Raw genomic sequence first — 22,359 nt, 5'->3', positions numbered from 1 at the left:
GCCGCCCGACGGGATGGCGTCGCCTCAGGAGGTTTGCGCGACGTGCGTCAGGACGGCGGCGTAGAAAACGAACGAGGCGACGAGGACGAAGACGTGCCAGATCGTCGTGTGGAAGGGCAACCTGTCCGTGAGATAGAAGACGACGCCGGTGGTGTAGATCAGCCCGCCGATCACGATCAGCGACAGCACGACCGGGGAAAGCGTCTGCAGGAGGGCCCATCCGCCGAAGAGGCCAGCCCATCCCATGACGAGGTAGAGCCCGATGGCGACGGGCCGAAAGCGTTCCGGCGCCAGGATCCGCAGCGAGCTGCCGGCGATTGCGGCTGTCCAGAGGCCCCCGAGGAGGTAGGCGCCGGGCCATCCTGACAGCAGGGTGAAGGGCGTGTAGGTGCCGGCGATCTTGAAGTAGATGGCGGAGTGGTCCAGCCCGCGGAGGACGGGCGTCCAGCGCTGCGCGGGCAGCATGTTGTAGAGCGCCGAGCAGAGCAGCATGGCGATGAATGTCCCGCCATAGATCGATATGCCGACAATCGCTGTCACGTCACCGCGCCAGAATGCCGTGAGCGTAATAAGGACCGGAACGGCGGCCACCGCCGCGGCAACTCCGATGACGTGGACAACGCCGTCGGATACCTGTTCGGCACGGCTGTATGCCGGGCGGACCACGCGGGCGGAGAGTGGTGCGGAACGAGGCTGATCTGGGATGTGGCTCATGGAAGAATTTTAAGCCGGGCGGCGTGTCCATCAAGGTCGCGCGCCGCGCTGACACGCAACGTTTTCGCGACCGCGAAGCCTGTGTCAGGCCACCTTTGCTCCGAAGGCCGGGGCACGTCCACTATCCGAGAGGGGCAAGTCCGTCTGCGCGTCCATGAGACGACGCGCAAGGTAGCGCCCGTACTCGGTCTTGGCGTGGCGCTGCGCGTGGTCGGCAAGGTCGTCGAGCCCGATCCAGCCCTGCTCGAAAGCGATCTCCTCGAGGCAGGCGACCTGCCGGCCGGTGCGGGCGATGTCGTCCCTCACGAAGTTCCCCGCGTCGAGGAGGCTGGCATGGGTGCCGGCATCCATCCAGGCATGCGCACCATCGAGATGCAGCACATCGAGGGATCCATCGGCGAAATAGGTGTCCAGCAGACTGGTGATCTCGAGCTCGCCCCGGGGCGAGGGGCGAACGGCGCGGGCGCGTTCGGGCGCCGTGCCGTCGAGGAAATACAGCCCCGTCACCGCGTCGTTCGACGGCGGGATCGGCGGCTTTTCCATGATGGCGGCGGGGCGCCCCGCCGCATCGTACGACAGCACGCCGAAGCGCTCGGGGTCCGACACGCGGCGGGCGAACACGCTGGCGCCTCGCGCCTTCCGCGCTGCGCGGCCTGCGAGGCGGGCGAGGTCCGGCCCGTGAAAGATGTTGTCGCCGAGGACCATCGCGGAGGGGGCGCCGTCGAGGAACGCCTCGGCGATCAGGTAGGCCTGGGCGAGGCCGTCCGGGCGGGGCTGCTCCAGCCACGTGATCTCGATGCCCCATTGGGCGCCGTCGCCCAGCATCCGCCGGAATTGCGCCGCGTCCTGCGGGGTGGTGATGATCGCGATCTCCCGGATCCCCGCATGCATCAGGACCGAGATTGGATAGTAGACCATCGGTTTGTCGTAGACGGGCAGAAGCTGTTTCGAGAGGCCGATCGTGATCGGCCAGAGGCGCGTTCCGGATCCGCCGGCCAGTACAATTCCCTTACGCTTCGTCTCCATCGAGGCCTCCACCTTTGCGATGGCGAAACCATCCCACGGAGAGACTAAGATTCGCTTACCCGGCGACAGAGTCAGCCTCGGGGGGCGGACGCCGTCAGCGCTTTGTGCAACCCGGAGGGTGTCCACCGGTGTGCCGGCACCGGCGCGGCCGGCTCGTCGAGATGGGGGAGAATGGTGGGCGACCCTGGAATCGAACCAGGCGTGGGTCTCCCCGGCGGAGTTACAGTCCGCTGCCGCACCTTGCAGCACGTCGCCCGACGCTGGGGCGAGATATCGAAGCGGGGCGGAGGGGTCAAGCGGTGAATGTCTTGCCTTTGTCGCGCCGTGAGGGCAGGGCAGGGGCATGAAGAAACCGACCTGGGTCATAGACAAGGAAAAGGCGAAGCGCGGGGAGGCCCGGGCCAGTTTCTGGCTGTTCGGACTGCATGCCGTTCGCGACGCCCTTCTCAATCCGCGACGCGAGAAACTCCGTCTCGTGGTGACGCGCAACGCGGCCGATCGGCTGGGGGAGGCGCTGTCGCACGGCCCCGAGCCAGAGATCGCCGATCCGCGCAAGTTCCCCGTGCCGCTCGATCCCGGCTCCGTACACCAGGGGGCCGCGCTCGAAGTCCGCGCTCTGGACTGGGGCTCTCTCGCCGATGTCTGCGCGCCGTCCGCCGAGACTCCGCGCGTCGTCCTGCTCGACCGGGTGAGCGATCCGCACAATGTCGGCGCCATACTTCGCTCGGCGGAGGTCTTCGGGGCACGGGCGGTCATCGCCCCTGCGCGTCACGCGGCGCCAGAGACCGGGGCACTGGCCAAGACGGCTTCGGGTGCGCTGGAGCGGCAGCCTTACCTCCGCGTGCCGAATCTCGCGCGGGCCATGGAAGAGTTGCGGGGCCTCGGATACGGGCTCATCGGACTCGACGGTGAGGCGGAGACCGGCCTTGCCGATGCCGCCTCGGAGATGTCGGACCGTCCACTCGGTCTCGTCCTGGGGGCCGAGGGGCCGGGGCTCCGCGCCCTGACGAAGGAGACCTGCGACATACTTGCAAGGATCGAGGCGGCGGGGGCCTTCGGCTCGCTCAACGTCTCGAACGCCGCCGCCGTATCACTCTATGCCACCCGCCCGCGCTGACCTGTTCTGGCCAAGCCTGGGCGGGCTTTTGATCATAAAGTTTCTTAGCGGCCTGGCGGGCTTTGCGCGTGGGCCAGTGGAACAATTGCCACCATGACCGACGCCGCCGCCGACATCATCGACCTCTATCGCCGCCATGCAGGCGCATGGATCGCGATGCGGGGAACGAGGCTGACGGAAGGGGTGTGGCTGGACAGGTTCGCAGGCATGATGCGGCCGGAGGCTTCCGTGCTGGACATCGGGTGCGGAGCGGGCGTGCCCATTGCCCGCCATCTTTCCGGGCAGGGGTGCAGGGTGACCGGCGTCGACGCGTCTAGCGAGATGATCGCGCGCTTTCGCGTCAATCTGCCGGACCAGGCGGCACAGCTGGCCGACATGCGATCCCTCGAGCTGGGACGGACATTCGACGGACTGATCGCCTGGGACAGCTTCTTCCACCTCACGCCGGACGATCAGCGCGGGATGTTCGCCGTCTTTCGGAGCCATGCCAAACCGGGGGCCCCACTTCTCTTCACCAGCGGCCCCGCCTTCGGTGAGGCAATGGGGACGCTCGAGGGTGATCCGCTCTATCATTCCAGTCTCGATCCAGAGGAATATCGCGAGCTTCTGGGCCGTCACGATTTCGACGTCGTGAACCATGTGGCGGAGGATCCGGACTGTACCGGGCACACGGTCTGGCTGGCGCAGCGCCGTCCGGCGACGTGAGCGGGGCCTGTCAAAACGCGCCGATTGCCTGACCGGATGGGGTCGCCGCAGCCAATATGGCCCATCCGGGAGAGAAAATTTTGTCCGGTGCCTTCGGGCGACAATCCAGATTGTCCCGCGAACTCAGTCCTCTACGCTCTCCTGAGGGCCGTCACGCTTAAGTGACCGAGGCAAAATCGCCTCAGTCTGGAACGAAATGGGAGCATGCTTAGTTGGTGGGTCAGGAAATACGACACCGGAACAGTCGTGTTTCGCTTCACTGTCCCTCGTTCCGTGACTGGCGCCCGGCCCCCTAGAGGACCGGGCGTTTTTTTGTCCAGCATAGGGGCTATGTCTTCGCACATGAGCATCAACCAGACCGACGACGACATCCGTCGCATCCTCGCCCGCGCCCGCACGATCTGTCTCGTGGGCGCCTCGCCGAAGCCCGACCGGGCAAGCTACCGCGTGGGCCATTTCCTCGCAGAGCGCGGCTATCGCGTGATCGGGGTCAATCCGGGGCAGGCCGGGACGGAGCTCTACGGCGAGCCGGTGGCGTCCTCCATGGAAGAGGCCGCGGCGCGCGCCGAGATCGACTTTCTCGACATCTTCCGCCGCTCGGATGCGGTCCTGCCGGTGGTCGAGGAGGCGTTAAACGTCCTGCCGAAGCTCAAGACGATCTGGATGCAGCTCGGCGTGATGAATGCCGAGGCGGCCGAGCTTGCCCGGTCCCGCGGCATCGATGTCGTGGAGGACCGCTGCCCCGCGATCGATTACCCGCGCCTCTTCGGCACCATTCGGGTGGACGAGATCGAGGGCTGAGCGTTAGCCGCCTGACTTGCGTGCGGCCTTCTCGTCGATCCCGGACCGGCCTTCGCGCGCCTCGAGGACGGCTTCGATGTCCGCAAGGGATACGTCCCTGGCGCGGCACATGACGAGGAGGTGGTAGATCGCGTCGGCGGCTTCGCTGGCGAGCTTCTCACGATCGCCGCGCACCGCCTCGATGATCGCTTCCACCGATTCCTCGCCGAATTTCTCGGCGCATTTCTCTGGGCCGCGGGCGAGGAGCTTCGCCGTCCAGGAGCTTTCGGGATCGGCCCCGGCGCGCTCGGCAATTCGGTCGGAGAGGCGGGCTATGGTGCTGCCGTCGGACATGGGGGCGCTCCTCAGGTGGGGCGGACGGGAATGCCGGCGGCCGCCATGTGCGCCTTCGCCTCGCCGATCGTGTGGGTGCCGAAATGGAAGATCGAGGCGGCGAGAACCGCGCTCGCGCCGCCCTTCAGAACGCCGTCGGACAGGTGGTCGAGCGTGCCGACGCCGCCCGACGCGATGACGGGAACCGGCACCGCATCCACCACGGCGCGGGTCAGTTCGAGGTCGAAGCCGGCGCGGGTGCCATCGCGGTCCATGGACGTGAGGAGGATCTCGCCGGCGCCCTTCGCGGCCATTCTGGTCGCAAAGTCCAGCGCATCGATCCCGGTCGCCTTCCGCCCGCCATGGGTGAAGATCTCCCAGCGACCGTCCTCGACGCGCTTGGCATCGATCGCAACGACGATGCACTGGCTGCCGAAGCGGTCGGCGGAGCGGGCCACGACGTCCGGATCGGCCACGGCGGCAGAGTTGAACGAGACCTTGTCCGCCCCTGCAAGGAGCAGCGCGCGCACGTCTTCGGGGCTGCGGACGCCGCCGCCGATGGTCAGCGGCATGAAGCAATGCTCGGCCGTGCGGGTCGCCAGGTCGAACAACGTGCCGCGATTCTCGTGAGTGGCGCGAATGTCGAGGAAACACAGCTCGTCGGCACCGGCGGCATCGTAGGCGCGGGCGGCTTCCACCGGGTCCCCGGCATCCACAAGGTCCACGAAGTTAACGCCCTTGACCACGCGCCCGTCGGCGACGTCGAGGCAGGGAATGATCCGGGTCTTCAGCATGGGCGGAGGCTTACAGACGCCCCCGTGATTTGACCAGCCGGAACCGTGCGGGGAGGGCATCGGTTCGCCCCCGGTATGGGAGAGGAGACCGAAGCATGATCCGCAAGACACTCGCCGCCGCCGCGCTGGCGCTTGCCGCGTCCCCCGCGCTCGCGGGTTGGGAGAGCCGCACCTCGGATGACGGCGTGGGCGAAACGATGGACCGGCTCGTCTCCGCCGTCGAAGGCGCCGGTGCCACCGTGTTCGCGCGCGTGAACCATGCCGAAGGCGCGGCGGGCGTTGGCATGGAGCTGCCGGACGCGGAGGTGCTGATCTTCGGCAACCCCGAACTCGGCACGCAAGCCATGCAGGACGACATCCGCGCCGGCCTTGTCCTGCCTCTCCGCGTTCTCGTCTACGACGATGCCGGTCAGACCGTGATTCTCTGGCAAGAGCCGGAGGAGATGTTCGGCGATCTGACCATCGACGATGACGCGGCCTATATCGAGAGCATCGAGGACGCTCTGGACACTCTCACGGGCGCGGCGGCGGGCTGAGCCGCCGGCTCCGCGTTCCGCGCTAGCCGCGGAGCGCCGCGAGGGCCTCCGAAAGATCCAGCTTGCCGTCATAAAGCGCCCGGCCCGAAATCGCGCCAGCGATCCCCCCGGCATCGCGGAGAGCCATGAGATCGTCCAGGGAGGAGACGCCGCCGGAGGCGATGACCGGTACGTCGACGGCACCGGCAAGAGCGGCGGTCGCCGGCACGTTCGGCCCGCCCATCGCGCCGTCCCGGTCGATATCGGTGTAGATGATCGCTGCGATCCCGGCATCCTCGAACGCCCGGGCGAGGTCGGTCACCTCCATGTCCGTCTCGGTCGCCCATCCCCGCGTCGCGACCTTTCCGCCTCGCGCATCGAGACCCACGGCGATCTGCCCCGGAAACACCTTCGCCGCCTCGCGCACGAGATCCGGCTCCTCGACCGCGACCGTCCCGAGGATCACCCGGCCGACCCCGCGGGAGAGCCAGAACTCGATGGTCCGGAGGTCACGGATGCCGCCGCCGAGCTGCACCGGGATCTCCACCGCGCCGAGGATCCCCTCGACCGCCGCGCCGTTCACCGGCTTGCCCTCGAAGGCACCGTTCAGATCGACGATATGCAGCCATTCGCAGCCGGCTTCGGCAAAGGTCTTCGCCTGCGCCGCGGGATCCTCGCCGAACACCGTCGCTTCGGACATCTCGCCCCTGAGCAGCCGCACGCACTGGCCGTCCTTCAGGTCGATGGCGGGGTAGAGGATCATGCGGGCGTTTCCTTCTCATCGCGGGATCGCGCGCGTGATGCCACGGCTCCGCCCCGCTGCCAAGCGCACCTCCGGCGCATGCGCGGCATCAAGCGACGGTACGTCAGGATTGCCGTGGGGGCCGGACATGGAGAACACTTGCCGGCAGGGAGATCTAGGGAGGAGAACCCGATGAAGAGACTAGCTTTCGCGGCCGCGGCCCTCGCGCTGTCTGCCGTCGCTGCCTTCGCCGACCCGGTGGAAGGCACGTGGAAGACCGAACCCGGCGACGATGGCGCCTATGCCCACGTGGTCATCCGGCCCTGCGGTGCCAATATCTGCGGCGTGATCGCCCGCGGCTTCGACGCCGGAGGAACCGAGATCCAGTCGAAGAACATTGGCGCGCGGATGATCTGGGACATGACCGCCGATGGCGGCGGCTCCTATTCGGGCGGCAAGATCTGGGCGCCCGACCGCGACAAGGTCTATCGCTCGAAGATGGAGCTCTCCGGCAATTCGCTGAAGGTCTCGGGCTGCGTCGGGCCGATCTGTCGCGGCCAGAACTGGGTGCGCGTCCAGTGACCTGAACTGGGCGCCCGCGTCAGGGCGCCCAGCCGAGGAAGTTGGCGATGAGACGCAGGCCCGCCTCCTGGGACTTCTCGGGGTGGAACTGCATCCCGGCGGCATTGTCCTTTGCAACGATGGCGGTGATGTCCCCGCCGTGATCGACATGAGCCAGCCGCTCGCCGTCACGGTCCATCGCCATGTGGTAGGAATGCACGAAGTAGGCGTGGTCGCCGGTCGCGATCCCGTCGAGCAGCGGGTGCGGCCGCTCGATGACGAGGTCGTTCCAGCCCATGTGCGGCACGGTGAGCGCGGGCTCGGACGGCTCTATCTTCACCACGTGACCGTCGATCCAGCCGAGGCCCGGCACCGTCTCGTATTCATGCCCTTCGCGCGCCATGAGCTGCATCCCGATGCAGATGCCGAGGAACGGGATCGCGCGCTGCTCCACGGCCTCCCGAAGGGCCTCCTCAAGAGGACCGCGCAGGGCGCGCATGCAGGCCGGAAAGGCGCCGTCGCCCGGCAGGACGAGCCGGTCCGCGGCCGCGATGTCCTCGGCGGTCCCGCTCACGACGATCTCCCCGCCATCCGTCTCCCGCGCCATGCGCTGGAAGGCCTTCTCGGCGGAGTGCAGGTTGCCGAAGCCCGCATCGATCAGAACCGTCCGCGCCATCAGAGCGCGCCCTTGGTCGAGGGCACTGCGTCCGGCTTCCGCGGGTCCGGCTCGACGGCTTCCCGGAGCGCCCGCGCCACCGCCTTGAAGGCAGCCTCGGCGATATGGTGCGAATTGATCCCGGCGAGCCGGCTCACATGCAGCGTGATCCCGCCATGGGTGGAGAGCGCCTGGAAGAACTCCCGCACGAGCTCGCTGTCGAAGCTTCCGATGGATGCTGACGGCAATTCGACGTCCCACACGAGGTAGGGACGTGCAGACAGATCGAGCGCGGCGCGCACGAGCGCATCGTCCATCGGCAGGAGGCACGCGCCGTAGCGCCGGATTCCGGCCTTGTCGCCGAGCGCCTGGACGAGCGCCTGGCCGAGCGCGATGCCGGTATCCTCGACCGTGTGGTGATCGTCGATATGCAGATCGCCTTCGGCGCGGATCTCCATGTCGATCAGCGAATGCCGGGACAGCTGGTCGAGCATGTGATCGAAGAAGCCGATCCCGGTGCGATTGTCGTAGAGTCCGGTGCCGTCGAGGTCGATGGCGACCGTGATCTTCGTCTCGCTGGTTTCTCGGCTGATCTCGGCGCGCCGCATGACAGGTCTCCCGGAAAACTGGCCCGGCCACCCTATAGGGCGCGCCGCCGCGACTGGAAAGCCGCGGCGGCCGTCCCGGAGGCGCGCCGTTGCGAAAACGCCAGCGCCCGGTTCCTCTTTCCCGCGCAGCGCCGCCCGAGCGGTGGCGCCGCGAGAGATCCTAGTCCTGCACCGGCTTCGTGGGGTTGCGGTAGCTCATGCGCCGGACGGAGCCGGTCTTGGAGCGCATGAGGATCGTCTCGGTGGTGAGATACCCGACCTCGCGCCGGATGCCGGACAGGATCGAGCCGTCCGTCACGCCCGTCGCGGCGAAGATCACGTCCGAGGTCACCATGTCGTCGCGGGCATAGATCCGGTCGAGATCGGTGACGCCGGCCTTCGCGGCGCGGCCGCGTTCGTCGTCGTTGCGGAAGGTCAGGCGGCCCCACATCTGTCCGCCCATGCATTTCAGGGCGGAGGCGGCGAGGACGCCCTCGGGTGCGCCGCCGGCGCCCATGTACATGTCGATGCCGGTCCGCGTGGCCTCGGCGCAGTGGATGATCCCGGCGACGTCGCCGTCGGTGATCAGGCGGATCGCCGCACCGGTGGAGCGGATCTCGTCGATCATCTCCTGATGCCGGGGACGGTCGAGCACGCAGACCGTGATGTCGTGTGCCGTGCCGCCCTTCGCGGTCGCCAGCGCATGGATCCGCTCGGCGGGAGACATCTCGAGGCTGACAACGTCCTGCGGGTAACCCGGCCCGACGGCGAGCTTATCCATGTAGACGTCCGGCGCGTGGAGCAGCGTGCCGCGGGGGCCCATGGCGATCACGGTCAGCGCGTTCGGCATGTCCTTGGCGGTGAGCGTGGTGCCTTCGAGGGGGTCGAGCGCGATATCCACCGCCGGTCCGTTTCCGGTACCGACTTCCTCGCCGATGAAGAGCATCGGCGCCTCGTCCCGCTCCCCTTCACCGATCACCACGACGCCGGCGATGTCGAGCTTGTTGAGCTGCTCGCGCATGGCGTTGACGGCGGCCTGGTCCGCTGCCTTCTCGTCCCCGCGGCCGATCAGGCGGGCCGATGCGATCGCCGCCGCCTCCGACACCCGGGCGAGGCCGAGGGAGAGCATTCGGTCGTGGAATTCGGGCTGATCGGTCATTCACCTGTCCTCGGGGAAGTTCACAGTTCCGCAAAGACCTACCGCCCGGCGCCCGAGGGGGGAAGGGCCGGCTCCGGATGTGAGCGCTGCCATGGCGAGAAAACTTATCTCAGCGAGGACAGGAGCGCCGGCGACGGGCGCCCGGTGGCCTCGAGACCACGGCTTTGCTGGTAGGCGCGGATCGCTTCCTCGCTCTTCGGCCCGATCACCCCGTCCGTGCCGCCGGTGTCGAAGCCGCGGGCGGTCAGGCGCTGCTGGAGGTCCCGCCGCTGGGATTGAGTGAGGCCGGTCGCGTCCGGTCCGAAGGAGGCGGACAGCGGGCCCTGTCCGGCGATCCGGCCGCTGAGATAGGCGACGGCGAGAGCGTAGCTGTTGGAATTGTTGTAACGCTTGATGACGTCGAAATTCGGCCCGAGCCGGAAGACCGGACCGCGCCCGTCGGGCTGCACCGTCCGTCCCCCGGTACCTGCGGGCACTTCCACCGCGGCAATGGCGCCCCGCTGCCAGCCGGAGCGGGTGAGATAGGCGGCGGTGGAGGCCAGCGCGTCGGCCGGGTTCTCGGACCAGATGTCGCGGCGGCCGTCGCCGGTGAAGTCCACCGCGTAGGCCTGGTAGGAGGTCGGAATGAACTGCGTGTGCCCCATCGCGCCGGCCCAGCTTCCGGTGAGGTTCGCAGGCGTCGTGTCGCCCCGGGCGAGAATGCGCAGCGCGGCGTCGAGCTGGTCCTCGAAGAACGCTCCGCGGCGACCGTCGAATGCGAGGGTCGCGACGGCGGACGTCACGGGAATGTCCCCGCGGCGCGTGCCGAAGCTGCTCTCGACACCCCAGAACGCGGCGACGGTCTCGGCCGGCACGCCGTACTGCGCCTCGATGGCCTGAAGCGTGCTGCGCTGGCGCGCGAACGCCGCACGGCCCGCCGCGACCTTTTCCTCGGAGGCGACGATGGCGATGTAATCCTCGAAGGAGCGTTTGAACTCGGTCTGCCCCCGGTCCCGCTCGACCACGCCCGGAAGGTAGCCCGCATTGCGCAGGCCCGCCGCGATGGCAGCCTCGGGAATGCCGCGCGCGGCGGCCCGGCCGCGATATGCCGCGAGCCAGCGGTCGAAGCCTGCGTTCGGCACCGGGCGGTACTCGTCGGACACCGCCGCACGCGTCATGAGGCCTGCTGGGCCGCCGCAACCGGCGAGGGTCGCGGCGCCGGCGCCGGCGAGGAAGATACGTCTCGTGAAGGTCATGGGTCTGCTCTCCGCCCCTGATTTTCGTGCAGACTAGCCGCAAGCGGAGCCCGTGGAAACGGGGGCGCAAAGGATCGGGGCGAAGACCCGCCAGTCCCGCTTGTCCGCCTCGGGCGGGTGCGAGATTGAGGGAGGAGGAGGGGGGCGCAGGCGCCCCCCCTTCAGACGTCCTCGATGCGCAGGGCGACCGGCTCGCCAATCAGCACGCCGGTGGATTTGAACGCCTCGAGCGCCGCCTGCAGGTCCGCCGCGCTTGCCTTGTGCGTGACGATGAGAACGGGCGCGGAAATGTCGTCATGTCCGGTCTGGCGCATCCGGTCGATGGAGACGCCGCATTCACCGAGGGCGGTCGCGATCCGGGCGAGGGCGCCGGGCCGGTCCTCGAGGCGCATCCTGAGATAGTAGGGGGCGGGGGAGGCGGCGGCGGCGGTCCTCAGCTCTCCCAGTGTTTTCGTCGGCGCGCCGTAGGTCGGCACGCGAAGGCCGCGCGCGAGGTCGATGATGTCAGACAGGACCGCGCTCGCGGTCGGCCCTTCGCCGGCGCCGGCGCCCTGAAGCACGATCTGGCCCACCGCATCGCCCTCGAGGACGACCATGTTCGTTGCGCCGTCGAGCTCGCCCAGCGGCGAATTGGCGGGAACGAGACAGGGCGACATGCGGGCCTCGAGGCCGCGTCCGGTCATCTGCGCGACGCCGAGCAGCTTCACGCGGTATCCCATGCGCGCGGCGGCCTCGATATCCTCGATGGAGACCCGCTCGATCCCCTCGATCTGCACCGCCTCGAAGGGCACGCGGGCGCCGAAGCCGACCGCGGCGAGAAGGGTGAGCTTGTGCGCGGCGTCGATCCCGCCGACATCGAGCGTCGGATCGGCCTCGAGATAGCCCAGTGCATTCGCTTCCTCGAAGACGGCCTCGTAGGGCAGGCCGGCGCTCTCCATCCGGGTCAGGATGTAGTTACAGGTGCCGTTCATCACACCCATGATGCGGGTGATCTCGTTGCCCGCGAGGCCTTCGGTCAGCGCCTTCATCACCGGGATGCCGCCGGCGACGGCGGCCTCGAAGCGGATGGTGCGGCCGGCCGCCTCGGCGCGGCCCGCAAGGTCGAGGCCGTGAACCGCGAGGAGCGCCTTGTTTGCGGTGACGACATCCTTTCCGCTGTCGAGCGCAGCCTCGACGGAGGCCTTCGCCGGTCCGTCCGATCCGCCCATCAGCTCGACATAGACGTCGATATCGTCCCGCCGGGCGAGGGCGACGGCATCGTCTTCCCAGTCATACCCGGTGAGAGCGACGCCCCGGTCGCGGGCGCGCTCGCGGGCCGAGACGGCGACGATCTGGACCGGGCGGCCGGCCCGGGCGGCGATCATCTCGGCATTGCGGCGCAGGATCCGCACGACGCCGACGCCGACGGTCCCGAGCCCGGCGATTCCCAGTCGAAGCGGCTCGGTCATGGCAGTGATCCTCTCGTCGTGCAGGGGCGCCTGGCCCCGAAATCTACAGGCGCGGAGGGGATAGCCGGTTCGGGAAGGGGGCGCAACGCGGGGCGGCCGGGGCGAGTGAGACGGGCGGCGTCGCCTCAGCCGTCCCGCCGGTCTAGGGCCTCGGCCATGCGCCGCTTGGTCTCTGCGTCGACCACCGGGCCATCGAGGCGCTCCGCCCGGCGGCGGAGAGCTTCCGCCTCGGCGGCGGTCATCGGGCCGGGATCGGTGCCGGCGCGGGCCGCGCGCGCCTCGGCGAGGATGGGATCGAGGGCGACGAGGGAAGGGTAGGGCGCGGCGCGGGCCTGATCGCTGGTGACCGCATCGAGATCCGGGAAGGGGGCGCAGGCGGCCCCGGCGAGGAGCGCGAGCGCGAGGGAGATCGATCGGACAGGCATCAGCGGGCACTCCGGGCGTCGGCGGGGCGAAGGTACCCCGCGCGGGCCCGTGCCGTCCAGACCGCGGAGCTTGCGCGCCGCCGCCCGCGCGGGTCATACCTGCCGCGGGCCAGACCGGGGAGACAGGCATGGAGAGCGAGATCCTCGCGCGGACGAGCGCATCGCGGCCGCGGGCCCTGTTCGGCACGGCGACCCTCGGCGTCCTCGCGGCGCTCTGCTTCTGGCTCGCGCTCTCGGAACCGGCCCTGTCGCTCGTCGGGCGGCTCTTCGTGATCGCGCTTGCCGCGGGAGCGCTCGCAGGCGCCGTCGCACTTTTCCGCGCGGGCCGGGCGGAGCTGATCCTGACGCGGGAGGCGCTGACCGACGGAGAGGGGCGTGAGATCTTCCGCGTCTCCAAGGTGGTGGGCGTGGACCGGGGCGTCCTTGCTGTGAAGCCGTCGAACGGCTTCCTGGTGCGGCTGTCGGAGCCGGGCGGTATGCACTGGTCCCCCGGCCTGTGGTGGCGGGTCGGTCGGCGCGTCGGCGTCGGCGGACTGACGGCACCGTCGCGCACCAAGGCGATGGCCGAGGGGCTGTCTCTCCTCGTGGCCGAGCGGACGGCTCAGTAGCAGCTCTCGCTGCCGTTCTCGACCTCGGGCGCGAAGCGGGGGCGGGTCACGACGAACTGCTCGAGATCCAACGTCGGCAATCCCACGTTGAAGGCCGGCTCGTAGGACAGCGCGGTCTCGGTGAGGATCAGCGTGTCACCGAGCGGCATCATCGGGATGCGACCGTCGAGGCCCGCAAGATCGCCGCTGCCGAGTCCGGCCCTCCCCTCGCGGTTCACCCAGGACCAGCAGACATCCAGCTGACGGCCGGAAGGATCGTCGCAATTGCCCCGGCAGCGGACGGAGCTGATCCGCACGGTGGGCGGCCCGCCCTTCACCGTCATGAAGTCGAAGACGTTCACGAGGCCGGCAAGATAGCCGGTATCGACGCCCGATTCGCGGCTGATCATGTCCGCGATGGTGTAGGCGGCGCGGGCGTTCGTCGTCTGGGCACGGTACGCGTCGAACCAGACGAAGGAGCCGACGTAGAACCAGCACAGGAGCGGCAGGGCGAGCACGGCCTCCACCGAAAGCGAGCCTTGGCAATCGGCGGCGAATGCGGCCATGGCGGCCCGGACGCGCGCGACTGCGAGGCGCGCCCGAGATCGGCCAGCGGGGCAGGGGCGGGCGGTCATGAGCGGGGCTCGTTGACGAAGGCGGCGCGGGCAACGAGGGCGTAGTAATCCTCGGTCTGTCGCTGCAGGGCAAGGCCGAGGCCGGTGGTCGGGAAGATCGGCCGGACCACGGCGCAGACCCTGAGCAGCATCATGTCGTGCTGTCCGCCGGGCACGAAGGCAGTGACGGGGGCGACGTCCTCCTCCTTGTCCACACAGCGCACGCCGCTCGTGCCCGCCGTCCAGTCGTCCTTGCTGACCCGCGTCAGCTCCACCACGAGGCTGTTTCGGCAATCCGGGATGACGGTGGCATACTCGCATATGCGGTCGCGGAGCTTCTCATGGGTCGGGCTGGCCTCGAGGCCGAGGCGCAGCTCCCGCACGGACAGGTCCGTCGCGCGGTCCAGCATGACCTGGCGCACCTGGAGGAACCCCCCCTCGAGGGTGGACAGGAAGACGACCATGAAGATCGGGAAGAGGATGACGAACTCGATCGTCGCCGTCCCGGTCTCGTCCCGGGCGAAGCGGTGCAGGGCATGCCGCAGCGCGGAGTGCCGGGGTCGCGCGGCGCTCATTGGGTCAGCCTCAGCTGGTTGATCTGGCGCGCGATCGAGGAAAAAGCCTGCGCGATCTCGATCGCCCTGACGTCGAAGAAGTGGGAGGTGGTGGAGGCGCAATCGCTCAGCGTATCGTCACCGTTGCCGCGCGTCTCCATGCCGATGGTGAACACGACGACGCCGGCATTCTTCGCCGCCTCGCAGATTGCCGAGGTCCGGCTGTTCTTGGTGTTCGTGCCGATGGAGGAATAGACCTCGTCGTAGTAGTTGCGCCAGTTGCCGCCGAGCGCTTCAGTCCGGTCGTAATAGGCGTAGTTGGCCACGGAACGGCTCGCCCATAGCTCGGGCCAGGTCATCGTGCGGGCACGGTCCCAGTTCCGGTAGGGAGCGGAATGCCAATCCCCGTCGGTGAACCAGTACCAGTAGTTATTGCCGTAATAGCGGTAGTAGAGCGATTCCCGTCCGTTAGTCCGGTCGTAGTAGATGTCGGCCGTGCCGGACGAAAATTCGTCCCTGAGGTAATGTTGACTGGTGTTCTCGCCGTCGGACATGACGACGAGGACCTTGAGCGCGTCCTCCTCGTCGTAGTTGTAGGGGCGTCCGTTGAACTGGCTCGAGACCGCCCCGTCCCCGATCATGTCGGCGATGATCGGGCGGGTAGCGGGATCGAGCAGCGCAGCCCCCCACTTGGCGCCGATGTCGATCGAGGTGTTGCCCTGCGCCCAGAAACTGTCGATCCGGTCGTGCAGCGCCTGGATATCGCTCTCCATCACGGTGATCTCCCGGCTCTCGAGGATCGGGCATACGAACATGTTGGGGTCGGGCGGCTTGCTGTAGGTGGAGATCTCGAAATGCCCGGTGCGCTGGAGGCGCTGATTGGGAAGGATCGCCGGCGTCGTGAAGTCCTCGCTGCGGAAGTCGACGCACCACGAGTAACGATGCTCCTGCGAGACGTTGTAGTGCTTCAGCAGATCTTCCCCGGCATTCACCTGCGTGGCAAACGGCACGATGTTGATCGAAATGCGGTCCTGCTCGGTGGCCTTGCCGAGGACGGTGTCGACGAAGTCCTTCGCCGCATCCTTCAGCAGGTTCAGGCGGCCGTAGCTCCCCATGGAGCCTGAATTGTCGAGAACGAGCGAGATCTCGACCTTCATGATCGTCTCGTTCGCGGTCCCGGCGGCCGGGGTCTTCAGCGTGTCGATCCCGACGAGGCGCATCAGGAGGGTGCGGATCTCGTCGCTGGTGGAGGCGCTGACGGAGCGGTAGTTCAGCCCCTCTTCCACACTCACGTCCACGGACAGATTGTCGAGGCCGGCGCGGTCGAAATAATCCCGCACCACGTCCTGCGGCTCGAGGGTCTGGTCGAGATCGGCGGCGGCGAGGACGGCGTTGTCGAGGGTGTTCTGAAGCTGGGTGCGCCGCAGCTCGAACCTCATGGTGTCGAGGCCGACGCTGACCGCGAGCAACATGCCCGAGAGCAGGAAAAGCGAGAAGATCACGAGCCCGCCATGCTGCTCCCCGACGAACCGCGCGAGGGCGCGGCGGAGAACGGAACTCTCGTCACTGGTCTTGGTGGGCCCCTTGGCCATGGATCACCTGCACTCTGATCGGCGGATACTCTTCCACGAGTGTCTCTAGATCGGTGAAACCGTTCGAAATTGCGGCACGGGTGGGGAGAGCGGGTGAAAACACCCCGGTATCGGCCCGACTTTCCGGCAAATGACCGCGGAGGTTTAACGCAAGATTTGCAATTCATCTCCACAAGGGTGGTATGCCGTCCCCGGCCGTGCCGATTCGGACGCTGGACCCGGACCGGGCGGCGTCTACCTGAACGGTCGGTGGCAGGAGGAGAACGAGATGAGCGACGTTAAGGAGCCGACATTCCGCGAGAGCGTGGATCTGATGTTCAACCGCGCTGTCGCGCTGATGGACCTCTCCCCCGGCCTCGAGGAGAAGATCAGGGTCTGCAACGCGACCTACACGGTGCGCTTCGGGGTCCGGCTCCGCGGCTCGATCCACACCTTCACCGGATACCGCTCCGTCCATTCGGAACACATGGAGCCCGTGAAAGGCGGCATCCGCTACGCGATGGACGTCAACCAGGACGAGGTCGAGGCGCTGGCGGCGCTGATGACCTTCAAGTGCGCCTTGGTCGAAACGCCCTTCGGCGGCTCCAAGGGCGGGCTCTGCATCGATCCGCGCGAGTGGGACGAACACGAGCTGGAGCGCATCACCCGCCGCTTCGCCTACGAGCTCATCAAGCGCGACCTGATCCATCCCAGCCAGAACGTCCCCGCGCCGGACATGGGCACCGGCGAGCGGGAGATGGCCTGGATTGCCGACCAGTACCGCCGGATGAACACCACCGACATCAACGGCAATGCCTGCGTCACCGGCAAGCCGATCCATGCCGGCGGCATCAAGGGCCGCGTGGAAGCGACGGGACGGGGCGTGCAATACGCTCTCCGGGAGTTTTTCCGGCATCCCGAGGATGTCGCCATCGCTCAGCTTTCAGGACAGCTCGCGGGCAAGCGTATCGTCGTTCAGGGCCTCGGCAACGTGGGCTACCACGCCGCGAAGTTCCTGTCGGAGGAAGACGGCGCGCTCATCGTCGGCGTGATTGAGCGGGACGGCGCGATCACCGATCCCGACGGCATAGACATCGAAGCACTCAGGGACTGGATCGGGGCTCATGGCGGGGTGCGCGGCTATGGCTCTGGCACCTATGTCGAGGACGGCGCGGCGGTGCTGGAGACGGAGTGCGACATCCTGATCCCTGCCGCCCTCGAAGGCGTCATCAACCTGTCCAACGCCGAGCGTATCCGGGCACCTCTGATCATCGAGGCGGCGAACGGCCCCGTTACCGCGGGTGCGGACGAGATCCTGCGCAAGCGCGGCACGATCATCATTCCGGACATGTACGCCAATGCCGGCGGCGTCACGGTCAGTTACTTCGAATGGGTGAAGAACCTGTCCCATATCCGGTTCGGCCGGATGCAACGCCGGCAGGAGGAATCGCGGCACCAGGTCATCGTGGACGAGCTGGAACGCCTGTCGGCCGACAGCGGCGTCGGCTGGACCCTGAGCCCCGGCTTCAAGGAGCGCTACCTGCGCGGCGCGGACGAGCTGGAACTGGTCCGGTCCGGCCTCGATGACACCATGCGCACGGCATATCAGGCCATGCGGCAGGTCTGGCACAGCCGGGAGGACGTACCGGACCTGCGCGTCGCGGCCTACCTCGTCTCGATCGACCGGATCGCCCAGAGCTACCGCGCCAAGGGCCTCTGACGCTCTTGGGGGCCGGCGGGGCGCCCGTGCCACGCCTGTCGCGTCCACGGCGCGCCTCAGGTTGCCAATGCGGCAGGCGCATGGTCTGGATGGATCATGCGTATTCTATTTCTTGGCGATGTCATGGGGCGCGCGGGGCGCGCCGCGATCACTGAAAGGCTGCCTGGCCTGAGGGCAGCGTGGAAGCTCGATTTCGTCGTGGTCAACGGCGAGAATGCCACCCACGGCGTTGGCCTGTCCGCGGACCATGCGAAGGGGATCTTCGAGGCGGGGGCCGACTGCGTCACACTCGGCGACCATGCTTTCGACCAGTCCGACATGCTCCGCTACGTCGACCAGGAGCCGCGGATCATCCGCCCGATCAATTACGCAAAGACGGCGCCCGGCGTCGGCGCGCGGGTCTTTACCGCCGCCGGCGGCAAGAAGGTGCTGGTGGCGCAGGTGCTGGGGCAGGTCTTCATGAAGCGGCCGTTCGACGACCCCTTCTCCGCCCTCGATGCCGTCCTGTCGAAGCACCCGCGCGGCGGAATGGTGCAGGCCTCCCTCATCGACATCCATGCCGAGGCCACGAGCGAGAAGATGGGCGTCGCCCATTTCTGCGACGGCCGGGCGAGCATCGTCGTCGGGACGCACACCCACGTTCCGACCGCGGATGCGCGGATCCTGCCCGGCGGCACCGCGGCCCTGTCGGACGCGGGAATGTGCGGCGATTACAACAGCGTCATCGGCATGAAGAAGGACGAGCCGATGCGGCGCTTCATCTCCGGCATGTCCAAGGGCCGATTCGAGCCCGCGGCGGGGGAGGCGACCCTCTCCGGTCTCTATGTCGAAACGGACGACCGCACCGGCGCCGCCACGCGGGTCGAGATGGTGCGGCAGGGCGGCCTCCTGCCGCCGGCCGGTCCATGACGCGTCCGCCCGGCCCGGGCGTCCGGAGGCGCGGGTGATCGCCGATCTCCTTTCGGGTCCGGGGGAGGCGATCCTCGCGGGCGTGATCGTCGCGTCGATGTTCGTGATGTTCCTGCGGGAGCGCTTTCCGGCCGAGGTCGTGGCGCTGGGCGGCGCCGCGGCGATGCTGCTGACCGGCATCGTGCCCTACGAGACGGCGCGGGAAACGCTGGCGAACCCCGCGCCCTGGACGATCCTCCTGATGTTCATGGTGATGGGCGGCCTCGTGCGCACCGGCTCGCTGGAGGCGCTGACCCAGCTCGCGGAGCGGCAGGTGGATGCGCGACCCATCGTGACGCTGGCGGGGCTCATCGTCTGCGTCGCGCTCGGCAGCGCCTTCATGAACAACACCCCCGTCGTCGTGGTGATGATCCCCGTCTTCGTCCAGGTCGCCCACCGCCTCGGCGTCGCGCCGTCCAAGCTCCTGATCCCGCTGTCCTATGCCGCGATCCTCGGCGGCACGATAACGCTCATCGGCACCTCGACGAACCTCCTCGTGGACGGCGTCGCGCGGCAGCGGGGAATGGAGCCGTTCAGCATCTTCGAGATCGCGCCCCTCGGCCTCGTCCAGCTCGCGCTCGGTCTGCTCTACATTGCCCTTGTCGGGCGGCGGATCCTGCCCGAGCGGACGTCCCTTGGCGGCACCCTCGCGAACCGCCGGAAGATGCGCTACTTCACCGAGGTCGCCCTGCCGGAGGGCAGCCCCCTCATCGGCAAGCATGCGGTCGAGGTGGATGCGTTCCGCCGCGAGGGCGTCCGCCTCGTGGACGTGCTGCGCGGCGATGCCTCCCTCCGCCGGGACATGGCCGCCGTCGTCCTGGAGGTCGGCGACCGCGTCGTTCTCAGGACCGAGATGGCGGAACTCCTCTCGCTTCAGGAGAACAAGCAGCTCCGGGCGCTGGACAAGCTGTCCTCGACCGAGACGCAGACGGTGGAGGTGCTGATCCAGCCCGGCGCGCGGATGGTCGGCCGGTCGCTCGGCGCCATGCGCCTCAGGCGCCGATACGGCGTGTATCCCCTCGCGGTCCACCGGCGGAGCCAGAACATCGGCCGGAAGCTGGACGATGTGGTGGTCCGCGTCGGTGACACGCTCCTGCTCGAAGGGGCGCCGGCGGATATCGAGCGGCTCGCCGCGGACATGGACCTCGTGGACGTCTCGAGGCCGACCGAACGCGCCTTCCGCCGCGGTCACTGGCCGATCGCGGTCGGGGCACTTGCGGGCGTCGTGCTCCTGGCCGCCAGCGGGGTCGCGCCGATCCTGGTCCTCGCCCTCGGCGCCGTCGCGCTGATCCTTCTGGCGCGCTGCGTCGATGCCGAGGAGGCCTTCTCCTTCGTGGACGGACGCCTCCTCGCCCTCATCTTCGCGATGCTCGTCGTCGGTGCGGGGCTCGAGGCGTCCGGCGCTGTGGCGTATCTCGTCGGCGGGATCGAGCCCTGGCTGACCGGATTGCCGCCGATGGCGGTGGTCTTCGCGGTCTACATCATCACATCGATCCTGACCGAGACGATCTCGAACAACGCGGTGGCCGTCATCGTCACACCCATCGCCATCGAGGTGGCGCTCGCGCTCGGCTTCGACCCGCGTCCCCTCGTGGTGGCGGTCATGTTCGCCGCGTCGTCCGCCTTTTCGACCCCCATCGGCTACCAGACCAACATGATGGTCTACGGCCCCGGAGGATATCGCTTTGCGGACTTCCTGAAGGTCGGTATCCCGCTCAACCTCTTGCTGGCCTGTTCGGCGAGCGTTCTCATCCCGCTGATCTGGCCGATGTGAGGGCAGGCGCAGCGCCATATTGCCCAAGCGGCCACTCGCCGGTATAGGACGCTCTCGCACAAACTTCTCTCATCGGCACGAGTTCGGGAGGCATCCATGGCCGGCCATTCCAAATGGGCCAACATCCAGCACCGCAAGGGTCGTCAGGACGCCGCGCGGTCCAAGCTGTTCTCCAAGCTCTCCAAGGAGATCACCGTCGCCGCGAAGATGGGCGATCCCGATCCCGAGAAGAACCCCCGTCTGCGCCTCGCGGTGAAGGAAGCCAAGTCGAACTCCGTCCCCAAGGACGTGATCGACCGCGCGATCAACAAGGCGACCGGCGGCGACGGCGACGATTACGAGGAAATCCGCTACGAGGGCTACGGCCCCGGCGGCGTTGCCGTGATCGTCGAGGCGATGACCGACAACCGCAACCGCACCGCCTCCACCGTGCGCTCCACCTTCGGCAAGCATGGCGGAAATCTCGGTGAGACGGGCTCCGTCTCCTTCATGTTCGAGCGCAAGGGCGAGATCGTGTACACCGCGGCCGCCGGCGATGAGGACACGGTGATGATGGCCGCGATCGAGGCCGGCGCCGAGGATGTCGAGCATTCCGAGGAGGGGCACGTGATCTACTGCGCCGATACGGACCTCAACGACGTCTCGTCCAAGCTGGAAGAAGAGCTGGGGGAGAGCGAGTCGACCAAGCTCGTCTGGAAGCCGACGACGACCACCGAGCTCGACCTCGACGGCGCCACCAAGCTCATGAAGCTGATCGACGTGCTCGAGGATGACGACGACGTTCAGCGCGTCACGGCGAATTTCGAAGTGTCGGACGAGGTGATGGCGCAGCTCTGAGAGGCGTTCCCGCGCGGCACGACCTATCACCGCGGCGGGCTACGGCCCGCCGTTTTGACTCGCGTCACTGTGCCGGGGCAATCTCCCGAGATGCACCGCTTCGGGGCTGTCTATAAAGCCGCCTCGATGCCGGAGACGCCCACGGCCATGCGGGAATGCCGCCCGAACCACGGGTGGCGCCCGGGATCGGATGACAGGTTCTGAAGAGGATTGATCCTGCATGAATGCCGCGCTTCAGGGGTTCGCGATCGGTCTGTCGCTCATTCTGGCGATCGGGGCTCAGAATGCGTTCGTCCTCCGGCAGGGCCTGCGGCGCGCGCACGTCTTCTCGGTGGTCGCGGTCTGTGCGCTCTCGGACGCGGCCCTGATCGGGGCGGGCGTCGCCGGTTTTGCCGCCATACTGGAGCTCGCGCCCTGGTTCGCCACCGTGGCGCGGCTCGGCGGGGCGGCCTTCCTTGTCGTCTACGGTGCGCTCTCGCTGCGATCCGCCCTTCGCGGCACCGGGGCCCTTGAGGCGGCAGAGGAGGGGACGGGCTCGCGACTGCGCGCGATCGGCGTCTGCCTCGCTCTGACCTGGCTCAACCCGCATGTCTACCTCGACACGGTGGTGCTCCTCGGTTCGGTCAGCGCGCGGTTCGAGGGGCAGCGGCTCGAATTCGCGCTCGGTGCGATGTCCGCCTCGCTCGTCTTCTTCACCTCGCTCGGCTACGGCGCACGGCTCCTCGCGCCGCTCTTCGCGAGGCCCTCCGCCTGGCGCGTCCTCGACCTGCTCGTCGCGGCGGTGATGTGGGCCATCGCGGCGGGGCTTCTTTTCGGCCACTGAGCAAGGCTGGACCCTTGGATGCGGCGCGATTAAGAGGGGCGCATGACAGGGCAGCAGATCGCATTTCGGCGAATTATCGGCCCGGCGCGCTGATCCAGCCGCCGGGACCCGTTCGGCGCGCCTACGAGCCGCGCC

25 protein-coding genes and 1 tRNA gene are annotated in these 22,359 nt (G+C 68.1%); 11 read left to right on the top strand and 15 right to left on the bottom strand.

Annotated features, from left to right (window positions below; all coding sequences use genetic code 11):
* Nucleotides 1-24 precede the first annotated feature (24 nt).
* The 3 genes from DQG15_RS08995 to DQG15_RS08985 all read right to left on the bottom strand — a co-directional run bounded on the left by DQG15_RS08995 (nucleotide 25) and on the right by DQG15_RS08985 (nucleotide 1,996).
* On the bottom strand, nucleotides 25-714 hold the full coding sequence (locus DQG15_RS08995) for a hemolysin III family protein (protein ID WP_116084549.1): 690 nt from the start codon (nucleotides 712-714) through the stop codon (nucleotides 25-27).
* Between the two features lie 84 nt (nucleotides 715-798).
* Nucleotides 799-1,740: a glucose-1-phosphate thymidylyltransferase RfbA gene (gene rfbA / locus DQG15_RS08990; protein ID WP_116084547.1), complete on the bottom strand. Its 942-nt coding sequence runs from the start codon at nucleotides 1,738-1,740 to the stop codon at nucleotides 799-801.
* Nucleotides 1,741-1,912: 172 nt separating this feature from the next.
* Nucleotides 1,913-1,996: transfer RNA gene (locus DQG15_RS08985), tRNA-Tyr, on the bottom strand.
* An 87-nt stretch (nucleotides 1,997-2,083) separates the two neighbouring features.
* Between DQG15_RS08985 and DQG15_RS08980 the strand changes: the two genes are divergently transcribed.
* From DQG15_RS08980 to DQG15_RS08970, 3 genes are all read left to right on the top strand, one after another.
* Nucleotides 2,084-2,857: an RNA methyltransferase gene (locus DQG15_RS08980; protein WP_116084545.1), complete on the top strand. Its 774-nt coding sequence runs from the start codon at nucleotides 2,084-2,086 to the stop codon at nucleotides 2,855-2,857.
* A 93-nt stretch (nucleotides 2,858-2,950) separates the two neighbouring features.
* On the top strand, nucleotides 2,951-3,562 hold the full coding sequence (locus DQG15_RS08975) for a trans-aconitate 2-methyltransferase (protein WP_116084544.1): 612 nt from the start codon (nucleotides 2,951-2,953) through the stop codon (nucleotides 3,560-3,562).
* Nucleotides 3,563-3,904: 342 nt separating this feature from the next.
* Nucleotides 3,905-4,363, top strand: a complete 459-nt coding sequence (locus tag DQG15_RS08970) for a CoA-binding protein (protein ID WP_116084752.1) — start codon at nucleotides 3,905-3,907, stop codon at nucleotides 4,361-4,363.
* 3 nt (nucleotides 4,364-4,366) lie between these two features.
* Here the strand turns inward: DQG15_RS08970 and DQG15_RS08965 are convergent, their stop codons facing one another.
* On the bottom strand, nucleotides 4,367-4,696 hold the full coding sequence (locus DQG15_RS08965; RefSeq protein WP_116084542.1) for a phosphoribosyl-ATP diphosphatase: 330 nt from the start codon (nucleotides 4,694-4,696) through the stop codon (nucleotides 4,367-4,369).
* 11 nt (nucleotides 4,697-4,707) lie between these two features.
* Entirely contained in the window at nucleotides 4,708-5,469 is a 762-nt protein-coding gene (hisF, locus tag DQG15_RS08960) for an imidazole glycerol phosphate synthase subunit HisF (RefSeq protein WP_116084540.1), read from the bottom strand.
* 95 nt (nucleotides 5,470-5,564) lie between these two features.
* Between hisF and DQG15_RS08955 the strand changes: the two genes are divergently transcribed.
* Nucleotides 5,565-6,005 carry a DUF302 domain-containing protein gene (locus tag DQG15_RS08955; protein WP_116084539.1) on the top strand — a complete coding sequence of 147 codons (441 nt, stop codon included), beginning with the start codon at nucleotides 5,565-5,567 and terminating at the stop codon, nucleotides 6,003-6,005.
* A 22-nt stretch (nucleotides 6,006-6,027) separates the two neighbouring features.
* On the opposite strand, the gene hisA is transcribed toward DQG15_RS08955, so the two are convergent.
* Entirely contained in the window at nucleotides 6,028-6,747 is a 720-nt protein-coding gene (gene hisA, locus DQG15_RS08950) for a 1-(5-phosphoribosyl)-5-[(5-phosphoribosylamino)methylideneamino]imidazole-4-carboxamide isomerase (protein WP_116084537.1), read from the bottom strand.
* Between the two features lie 171 nt (nucleotides 6,748-6,918).
* Here hisA and DQG15_RS08945 point away from each other — a divergent pair, with 171 nt between their 5' ends.
* On the top strand, nucleotides 6,919-7,308 hold the full coding sequence (locus tag DQG15_RS08945; RefSeq protein WP_116084536.1) for a DUF2147 domain-containing protein: 390 nt from the start codon (nucleotides 6,919-6,921) through the stop codon (nucleotides 7,306-7,308).
* A 19-nt stretch (nucleotides 7,309-7,327) separates the two neighbouring features.
* Here the strand turns inward: DQG15_RS08945 and hisH are convergent, their stop codons facing one another.
* The 6 genes from hisH to DQG15_RS08915 form a co-directional block, all read right to left on the bottom strand.
* A complete protein-coding gene (gene hisH, locus DQG15_RS08940) occupies nucleotides 7,328-7,963 on the bottom strand; it encodes an imidazole glycerol phosphate synthase subunit HisH (RefSeq protein ID WP_116084534.1) in 636 nt (211 codons plus the stop codon).
* Complete coding sequence (gene hisB, locus DQG15_RS08935; RefSeq protein ID WP_116084532.1) at nucleotides 7,963-8,550, bottom strand: imidazoleglycerol-phosphate dehydratase HisB; 588 nt, start codon at nucleotides 8,548-8,550, stop codon at nucleotides 7,963-7,965. Before hisB ends, hisH begins: the two co-directional genes overlap by 1 nt.
* Before the next feature lie 160 nt (nucleotides 8,551-8,710).
* Nucleotides 8,711-9,688, bottom strand: a complete 978-nt coding sequence (glpX, locus tag DQG15_RS08930; protein WP_116084530.1) for a class II fructose-bisphosphatase — start codon at nucleotides 9,686-9,688, stop codon at nucleotides 8,711-8,713.
* A gap of 104 nt (nucleotides 9,689-9,792) precedes the next feature.
* On the bottom strand, nucleotides 9,793-10,923 hold the full coding sequence (locus DQG15_RS08925; protein WP_116084529.1) for a lytic murein transglycosylase: 1,131 nt from the start codon (nucleotides 10,921-10,923) through the stop codon (nucleotides 9,793-9,795).
* Nucleotides 10,924-11,084: 161 nt separating this feature from the next.
* On the bottom strand, nucleotides 11,085-12,371 hold the full coding sequence (locus DQG15_RS08920) for a homoserine dehydrogenase (protein WP_116084527.1): 1,287 nt from the start codon (nucleotides 12,369-12,371) through the stop codon (nucleotides 11,085-11,087).
* 125 nt (nucleotides 12,372-12,496) lie between these two features.
* The gene (locus DQG15_RS08915) at nucleotides 12,497-12,796 is read right to left on the bottom strand and encodes a hypothetical protein (RefSeq protein ID WP_116084525.1); all 300 of its coding nucleotides are present in this window, start codon (nucleotides 12,794-12,796) and stop codon (nucleotides 12,497-12,499) included.
* Nucleotides 12,797-12,924: 128 nt separating this feature from the next.
* Here DQG15_RS08915 and DQG15_RS08910 point away from each other — a divergent pair, with 128 nt between their 5' ends.
* The gene (locus DQG15_RS08910; protein ID WP_116084524.1) at nucleotides 12,925-13,404 is read left to right on the top strand and encodes a hypothetical protein; all 480 of its coding nucleotides are present in this window, start codon (nucleotides 12,925-12,927) and stop codon (nucleotides 13,402-13,404) included.
* On the opposite strand, the gene DQG15_RS08905 is transcribed toward DQG15_RS08910, so the two are convergent.
* The 3 genes from DQG15_RS08905 to DQG15_RS08895 form a co-directional block, all read right to left on the bottom strand.
* Nucleotides 13,398-13,949: a TadE/TadG family type IV pilus assembly protein gene (locus tag DQG15_RS08905; RefSeq protein WP_157968945.1), complete on the bottom strand. Its 552-nt coding sequence runs from the start codon at nucleotides 13,947-13,949 to the stop codon at nucleotides 13,398-13,400. The genes DQG15_RS08910 and DQG15_RS08905 overlap by 7 nt on opposite strands.
* Before the next feature lie 65 nt (nucleotides 13,950-14,014).
* Nucleotides 14,015-14,572 (bottom strand): TadE/TadG family type IV pilus assembly protein, encoded by a 558-nt coding sequence (locus DQG15_RS08900; protein ID WP_116084520.1) that lies wholly within the window; start codon nucleotides 14,570-14,572, stop codon nucleotides 14,015-14,017.
* Nucleotides 14,569-16,143, bottom strand: a complete 1,575-nt coding sequence (locus DQG15_RS08895) for a VWA domain-containing protein (protein ID WP_116084518.1) — start codon at nucleotides 16,141-16,143, stop codon at nucleotides 14,569-14,571. Before DQG15_RS08895 ends, DQG15_RS08900 begins: the two co-directional genes overlap by 4 nt.
* Before the next feature lie 268 nt (nucleotides 16,144-16,411).
* Between DQG15_RS08895 and DQG15_RS08890 the strand changes: the two genes are divergently transcribed.
* The 5 genes from DQG15_RS08890 (at nucleotide 16,412) to DQG15_RS08870 (ending at nucleotide 22,224) form a co-directional block, all read left to right on the top strand.
* Nucleotides 16,412-17,842: a Glu/Leu/Phe/Val dehydrogenase gene (locus DQG15_RS08890; RefSeq protein ID WP_116084517.1), complete on the top strand. Its 1,431-nt coding sequence runs from the start codon at nucleotides 16,412-16,414 to the stop codon at nucleotides 17,840-17,842.
* A gap of 96 nt (nucleotides 17,843-17,938) precedes the next feature.
* A complete protein-coding gene (locus DQG15_RS08885; RefSeq protein ID WP_116084515.1) occupies nucleotides 17,939-18,751 on the top strand; it encodes a TIGR00282 family metallophosphoesterase in 813 nt (270 codons plus the stop codon).
* Between the two features lie 34 nt (nucleotides 18,752-18,785).
* Nucleotides 18,786-20,564 (top strand): SLC13 family permease, encoded by a 1,779-nt coding sequence (locus DQG15_RS08880; RefSeq protein ID WP_232830774.1) that lies wholly within the window; start codon nucleotides 18,786-18,788, stop codon nucleotides 20,562-20,564.
* A 96-nt stretch (nucleotides 20,565-20,660) separates the two neighbouring features.
* Nucleotides 20,661-21,401, top strand: coding sequence for a YebC/PmpR family DNA-binding transcriptional regulator (locus DQG15_RS08875; protein ID WP_116084513.1), 741 nt, complete (start codon nucleotides 20,661-20,663; stop codon nucleotides 21,399-21,401).
* 220 nt (nucleotides 21,402-21,621) lie between these two features.
* Nucleotides 21,622-22,224 carry a LysE/ArgO family amino acid transporter gene (locus DQG15_RS08870; protein ID WP_116084511.1) on the top strand — a complete coding sequence of 201 codons (603 nt, stop codon included), beginning with the start codon at nucleotides 21,622-21,624 and terminating at the stop codon, nucleotides 22,222-22,224.
* Nucleotides 22,225-22,359 lie beyond the last annotated feature (135 nt).

Origin of the sequence: Tropicimonas sp. IMCC34011 (genome assembly GCF_003390865.1) — a bacterium.
Lineage (GTDB): Bacteria > Pseudomonadota > Alphaproteobacteria > Rhodobacterales > Rhodobacteraceae > Tropicimonas_B.
The sequence above is the reverse complement of the archived record's forward strand: the minus strand, read 5'-3'. Positions and strand labels throughout refer to the sequence as shown.